At 35.8% G+C, this 6,358-nt stretch carries 7 protein-coding genes and 1 rRNA gene; 4 read left to right on the top strand and 4 right to left on the bottom strand.

Annotated features, from left to right (window positions below; genetic code table 11):
- The first annotated feature begins 167 nt into the window (after positions 1–167).
- Complete coding sequence (locus WFN33_RS19420; protein ID WP_336954678.1) at positions 168–386, top strand: DUF6500 family protein; 219 nt, start codon at positions 168–170, stop codon at positions 384–386.
- Here WFN33_RS19420 and WFN33_RS19425 read toward each other — a convergent pair.
- The 3 genes from WFN33_RS19425 to WFN33_RS19435 all read right to left on the bottom strand — a co-directional run bounded on the left by WFN33_RS19425 (position 383) and on the right by WFN33_RS19435 (position 2,160).
- Complete coding sequence (locus WFN33_RS19425) at positions 383–694, bottom strand: putative quinol monooxygenase (RefSeq protein WP_336954686.1); 312 nt, start codon at positions 692–694, stop codon at positions 383–385. The genes WFN33_RS19420 and WFN33_RS19425 overlap by 4 nt on opposite strands.
- A 68-nt stretch (positions 695–762) precedes the next feature.
- Positions 763–1,257, bottom strand: coding sequence for a hypothetical protein (locus tag WFN33_RS19430; protein WP_336954679.1), 495 nt, complete (start codon positions 1,255–1,257; stop codon positions 763–765).
- 102 nt (positions 1,258–1,359) lie between these two features.
- Complete coding sequence (locus tag WFN33_RS19435) at positions 1,360–2,160, bottom strand: hypothetical protein (RefSeq protein WP_336954680.1); 801 nt, start codon at positions 2,158–2,160, stop codon at positions 1,360–1,362.
- Positions 2,161–2,340: 180 nt separating this feature from the next.
- Here WFN33_RS19435 and metG point away from each other — a divergent pair, with 180 nt between their 5' ends.
- From metG to WFN33_RS19450, 3 genes are all read left to right on the top strand, one after another.
- Positions 2,341–4,395, top strand: a complete 2,055-nt coding sequence (metG, locus tag WFN33_RS19440; protein ID WP_336954682.1) for a methionine--tRNA ligase — start codon at positions 2,341–2,343, stop codon at positions 4,393–4,395.
- A 120-nt stretch (positions 4,396–4,515) separates the two neighbouring features.
- Positions 4,516–4,989, top strand: a complete 474-nt coding sequence (locus tag WFN33_RS19445; RefSeq protein WP_336954683.1) for a hypothetical protein — start codon at positions 4,516–4,518, stop codon at positions 4,987–4,989.
- Between the two features lie 142 nt (positions 4,990–5,131).
- Positions 5,132–6,109, top strand: coding sequence for an MBL fold metallo-hydrolase (locus WFN33_RS19450; RefSeq protein ID WP_336954684.1), 978 nt, complete (start codon positions 5,132–5,134; stop codon positions 6,107–6,109).
- Positions 6,110–6,267: 158 nt separating this feature from the next.
- On the opposite strand, the gene rrf is transcribed toward WFN33_RS19450, so the two are convergent.
- Positions 6,268–6,358: ribosomal RNA gene (gene rrf / locus WFN33_RS19455) — 5S ribosomal RNA — on the bottom strand; the annotation flags it as partial.

Consider the following 6,358-nt stretch of genomic DNA (forward strand, 5'->3'; position numbering starts at 1 on the left):
CACCCTAGTTATAACAACAGAAACTCCATAAAATGTAAAAAGATGCATTTCTTTAACAATTCATACACAGTTTGTATCGATGTGTTTTTTTGTTTCAAAATGAATAAAATAGCTTATTCTGATTGATTGAAAAATCCTTCAATTAAAACAAACACTGAGTCTATTTAATGCAACAAATAATGAAAGAAAAAATTATCCGAGTCTGTAATGATAAAATTGCCAAAAAGGGAGATGATGTTGGTTTATCCTTTTATGCATTCTTTGCCAATAAAAATGATGATCCTGAAACCTTAATGCAAGTGGCAGAATGGTGGATTAAAACCCATCAACTTGATCATTTTGAAAAGGCAATAAAAATTAAGAAAATGATCAAAAATGAAGATTAAGTATTCATTTTTTTAAACAATTCATCATAATGCTGCATATGGGTAAAAATTCCATCTTGTCTTCTATGTTGATCAATTTTCGGAACTAAATCCTGAAAATGGAAGGATTGAACATGGGCGTCTAAAGCAGCACGATCAATCCATTCCTCAATAAATACAAAATGCCCTCTGTTGCGTAAATCATGATATAAATCATAGGCAATACAGCCTGCTTCTTGTTTGGTTTTCTCAACTAACTCTTTATATAATGGTAAAACTAAATCAATTTTATCCACTTGGATAAAGTCTTCGGCAATCAGTTTAAGCATGGATGATTTCTTATTGATATCAAAGCTTGAACATAACATGAAATGTTAACCTATAGGCAATCATTCAATTAAACCCAATGATGCACTTGTTTTCTAAATATCTTCTGAGTATTAAATTTTTTATTTAAAATTAAGTAAACAGCATTTCCGAAGCTTAAACCTATACAAAACGGGAGCAATAACAGTAAATAAACCAAAATTAAATAACTCAATACCTCGATAAAGCTATATAGAGCACCATCTAAACATAAAACTAAGAATAAAAAACTTAGCATCATGATAAAGATCAAAGTTATAGATTTTATAATTTGTGTTGTTTCGATGATTTTTTGAGGTGCTTTAAATACTTTAAAAATAACTGTGTAGCTAAAACACCCGACCAGCAGAAAAAACGGGGTGAGATAAAACACGACTTGAATACCCTGTGTTGGGCTTCGTTCTGAAGCCGAAATAAATAAATCACCTTGATAAAAATATAGAAAAAAACAAAATGGCACAACTAAACTGAGAACAGCCGCCAAACTGGCAATTGCTGAGGCAACAAATACATACCAAGACCGCATGATTTTCTCCTTCTTCGATCTTGGTGTTAGTTTCTAAAATTAAAATGTAGCGTGTTTGATTAGGATGTGAAGTTTAGGTGAAGAATCATCACGATTCGAACTTTATGATCGGACATTTCCCATAAAACTGACTGCCGCAAACAGCCAAATAAACAATACGAAACTGCGCTCCTGATTAAAATGATTCAAATCTGTACCATGTAGAATGTTATGCCGGGTCATGCTTACCGTTGAGCTGCTATCCATCTTATAAGCAGCCAACTCTAAAAAATAATGATTCAATTCATTGGCAATTTTAGCTTTATGCCACAAACTTTTAATCTCATGACCTTTTAACCCAGGAACGATTTTATAGACATCAATAAACTTGGTGTCCTGTTGTTTTAAATAACCATTTTGAACTAAAACAGCTGTTAACAAACCTTCCAATTGGGCATAAAGCAATGGAATACATCCCGCATACAACTCTAATTGATAGAGTTTAAAGCTTTGTTCTAACACAGCTTGATATTGTGGCTTCTGCTCGCCCAACGCTAATTGATCAAAAGCTTTAAACATTTCAGACTGAAAAAACTCACTGTTGATCACATCTAAAAGATTAAACTGAGTAATATCTTTAGCTTCATGTATCAATTGCCAAAAATACAATAGATTAAGAGCGTCATTGGCAATTTTAGTCCCAACAGGCTGATTCAATTGATTGGCTAAAACTTCAAAATAAGCCTCCTCCTGAGCAAACCCATTGAGTGTTTCAATAAGATACTGATGTTCATTTTCTGAAATATCTTCAAAATAGCGTTCAGCTTGTTTCAGAATATTTTTTTCAATTAGATTTTTACTATTTTGATTTTGTGGAATACGGATTACAGGCTGGTCATCATCAAAATATTCATCATCAATCATAGATTTATTGCTCTTGGGAAATACACGAATACACCATTCTATAATAATGAATTGGCAGTTATAAGAATAAGCATAAAAATCTACATTTGAAAAGAATTCACCTATTCTGTTGTGCATCTTCATAGCAATTACGCTAAAATCAATGCCCTTGCATTAACTTTGAGAAAGAGAGTTATATCCGTGCGAAATATTTTAGTCACTAACGCCCTTCCATACGCAAATGGTCCTATTCATATGGGTCACCTACTCGGCTACATCCAAGCAGATATCTGGGTTCGTGCCATGCGTGCAATGGGTCATGAAGTGACTTATGTCTGCGCGGATGATGCGCACGGTACAGCAATCATGCTCCGTGCAGAAGCAAATGGGATTAGTCCAGAAGTACAAATTGCCAATGTGCAAAAAGAGCATATCCGTGATTTTGATGGCTTTGGGGTACATTTCGATCACTATGATTCAACCAATAGCGATGAAAATAAAGCACGCTCGGAAGAAATCTATATTAAAAACCGTGAGGCAGGCAATATTGCGATTCGTCCTGTTACTCAGTTGTTTGATCCTGAAAAAAGCATGTTCTTGTCAGACCGTTTCATTAAAGGGACTTGCCCAAAATGTAAATCAGAAGATCAGTATGGCGACTCTTGCGAAGTGTGTGGTACGACCTATAATGCGACAGAGCTATTAAATCCACGCTCAACATTAAGTGGTGCCACACCTGTTGAAAAATCATCAGATCATTATTTCTTTAAACTTCCAAACTTTGCTGAATACTTGCAAAAATGGACGCGTGATGAAGGTCGTTTACCTGTTTCGATCGCCAATAAGTTAGATGAATGGTTTGAAAATGGTCTAAACGATTGGGATATCTCTCGTGATGCACCTTATTTCGGCTTTGAAATTCCAGATGCACCTAATAAATATTTCTATGTTTGGGTTGATGCCCCGATTGGCTATATGTCAAGTTTTGAAAATTACATCAAAACGAAACGCCCAGAATTAAGCTTTGACGACTACTGGAAAAAAGATTCTAAAAATGAGGTGTATCACTTCATTGGTAAAGACATTGTATATTTCCATGCATTGTTCTGGCCTGCGATGTTAGAAGGTGCAAATTACCGCACCCCTACAGGTTTATTTGTAAATGGTTTCTTGACTGTAAATGGTCAAAAAATGTCAAAATCGCGTGGCACATTTATTAAAGCTGAAACCTATTTACAGCACTTAAATCCTGAATATTTACGTTATTACTTTGCATCAAAACTCTCTGATAAAGTTGAAGATTCTGATTTAAATCTTGATGACTTTGTACAAAAAGTAAATTCAGATTTAGTAGGAAAAGTTGTGAATATTGCCAGTCGTTGTGCAAAATTCATTAACAGCAATTTTAACAATCGCTTGTCTGCAACATGTGCTGAACCTGAACTGGTTCAAAGCTTTATTGATGCGGGTGACTCGATTGCTCAATCTTATGAAGCTCGTGAGTTTTCAACCGCTATACGTGAAATCATGGCACTTGCTGATCGTGCAAATCAGTATATTGATGAGAAAAAACCATGGGCTTTGGCGAAACAAGAAGGTCAGGAACAACAAGTTCATGATGTCTGTTCTGTTGGAATCAACCTATTCCGTCAATTGGCTGTTTACTTGGCACCAGTACTTCCAACTTTGGCAACACAAGTTCAAGACTTCTTAAAACTTGAAAGTTTTGATTTTGCTTCAGGAAAAACGGTTTTAGTTGCGCATGAAATTGCTCAATTCCAGCCATTGATGCAACGTGTTGATCCAAAAGCAGTTGCTGCAATGGTTGATGCATCAAAAGAATCTTTAGCTGCGGTAACACCAGCGAAAGCAGAAAAGAAAACTGAAAAAACCAAAGAGAAAAAGCCTGAAGCCAAAGTGGGTGAAGCAGAAATCATTACGATTGATGACTTTATCAAAGTTGACTTGCGTGTTGCTGAAGTCTTAGAAGCAGCAACAGTAGAAGGTTCTGATAAGTTGCTTCAATTGACTCTAAATGTCGGTGAAGCTGAACCACGTAATGTATTCAGTGGGATCCGTGAGTTCTACAAACCTGAAGACTTAACTGGCAAATTGGTGGTTATGGTTGCAAACCTTGCTCCGCGTAAAATGCGTTTTGGTATTTCAAATGGTATGGTGCTTGCTGCTGGAAATGGTGATGGTGTTTGGGTGATTTCACCTGAATCTGGTGCAAAACCAGGTGATAAAGTTTCTTAATTATTGATTGTCTCATCCTAGACGATCATAAATCACTAAAAGGCTTCTTCGGAAGTCTTTTTTTATACTAATGTTTTACTATACTATCATTATAAAAATGAAAAAAGGGCTAGCCTCAATATGGATATGTCAAAAAATAACAAAAGAAAAATATCTGCATTTATCCTCTGTGGTCCATTCATCGGTACATTTATTATAGCAATCACATTTCACAGCGAAATTATTTTTTATAATCCAATGCGGTTTTTAAAAGGACTCATTACACCATCTATTATATTTCCAATGATCGCTGCATTCATCTTGATTACTCCATTTGGTTATCTCCTAGGGTGCATTCCAGCTATCATTACCAATCTCTTATTTAAACACTTTTTTGCAAGTAAATTAGCCTTAGCCTCTTGGCGTTATAGTTTAATCTATGGGTGTCTTTTAGGCTTTATGCTAGCTCCTTTTATTCTTATCATCGCTATAGTTACGCCTTCCCCTTTATTTACTTTTCTTTACCTCCAGTTTGTCCTTATACTACCAACAACGCTGATTTGTACTTTTATTGAATGGATAAGAGCCAGAAATCGTCAGAATATAAACGAATGACCTCACATAGCTGATTCGATCATTGTGCATATTAATAAAAAATTCGCTTACAAAAGTAGATTTTTTTTCATATATAAAAAGCGCCGTGATGAACCAATCCATGTTAAAAAATAATTCGTTAAATTAATTTTGATCAAATCCAATGAAAAAAACTGCCCTATCATTATCAGTCCTTTTATTCGGCTTATTCCCTCTTACATCACAAGCAGAAGTCACCAAAACATTGCCGATCATTGAACAACAAGCGCAAGTAGCAGGGTTTTACCAACATCAGCTGGGCAATACACAAATTACCGCCTTGCTAGATGGCACCAACTTTATGTCTCCCACACTATTTAAAGATATTTCACAGGACAAGGTTCAAGAAATTTTAAAGAAATATCATGCAGATCAAGCCAAAGGTGTACAAACATCGGTGAATGCATTTTTAGTTAACACAGGTAAATCACTGGTTTTGGTGGATAGTGGTACTGCAGATTGTTTCGGTGCGCATCTAGGCTCTGTATTAAAAAATCTCAAAGCTTCAGGTCATCAACCTGAACAAGTCAATACGATTTTACTGACACATTTACATCCTGATCATTCCTGTGGTGTCAGTAAAAATGGCATAGCAAACTACCCAAATGCCACTATCTATGTCTCTGAAGATGAAGAAAATTATTGGTTGAATCCGAAACAGGCTGAAAAAATAGCACAAGATAAACGTGCCAATTACTTAGCAACTGTAGAAAAGATCAAAGCCGCCCTTACACCCTATCAAGCTAAAAAGCAGTTTAAAACATTTAAACTGGGTGACAACATCAATGGATTTGAAGTGATCAACACAGCAGGTCATACCCCGGGACATTTTAGTTACAAACTAAAAACAACGGGTGAAGATATTGTTTTTATTGGGGATATTGTCCACTCTCATACAGTACAATTCGATAAACCTGAAACAGCAATAGAATATGATATTGACCCGAAAACAGCTGTTCAAACCCGATTAAAGCAGTTTGCTGATTATGCAAAACGTGGACAAACCATCGCAGCACCCCATTTGCCTTTCCCAGGCATTGGACATATTTACTCAGCAGATGGGAAGAGCTATCAATGGATTCCTGTTCATTTTAAAGATTAATGATTTTATTGTTTAAGTAGAATCTTTTTAATGATCTTTAAAAGCTCCTGCTAAGGCTAGAGCTTTTATTTTGCTTCTTAATTTCTTATCTTTTTCTTTCATCTGGGCATAAAAAAACACCCTGCTCTCGCTAGAGAGCGGGGTGTTTTAGATTTAAAAGCTGGCGATGACTTACTCTCACATGGGTAACCCCACACTACCATCAGCGCTAAGAGGTTTCACTTCTGAGTTCGGGAAGGGATCAGGTGG

Origin of the sequence: Acinetobacter sp. AS167 (assembly GCF_037152175.1) — a bacterium.
Classification (GTDB): Bacteria; Pseudomonadota; Gammaproteobacteria; order Pseudomonadales; family Moraxellaceae; genus Acinetobacter.

What these genes read in the sequence shown, in the direction of transcription:
- WFN33_RS19420 (WP_336954678.1), top strand. Translation starts at nt 168, where the DNA reads ATGCAACAAATAATGAAAGAAAAAATTATCCGAGTCTGTAATGATAAA.
- WFN33_RS19425 (WP_336954686.1), bottom strand. Translation starts at nt 694, where the DNA reads ATGCTTAAACTGATTGCCGAAGACTTTATCCAAGTGGATAAAATTGAT.
- WFN33_RS19430 (WP_336954679.1), bottom strand. Translation starts at nt 1,257, where the DNA reads ATGCGGTCTTGGTATGTATTTGTTGCCTCAGCAATTGCCAGTTTGGCG.
- WFN33_RS19435 (WP_336954680.1), bottom strand. Translation starts at nt 2,160, where the DNA reads ATGATTGATGATGAATATTTTGATGATGACCAGCCTGTAATCCGTATT.
- WFN33_RS19445 (WP_336954683.1), top strand. Translation starts at nt 4,516, where the DNA reads ATGGATATGTCAAAAAATAACAAAAGAAAAATATCTGCATTTATCCTC.
- WFN33_RS19450 (WP_336954684.1), top strand. Translation starts at nt 5,132, where the DNA reads ATGAAAAAAACTGCCCTATCATTATCAGTCCTTTTATTCGGCTTATTC.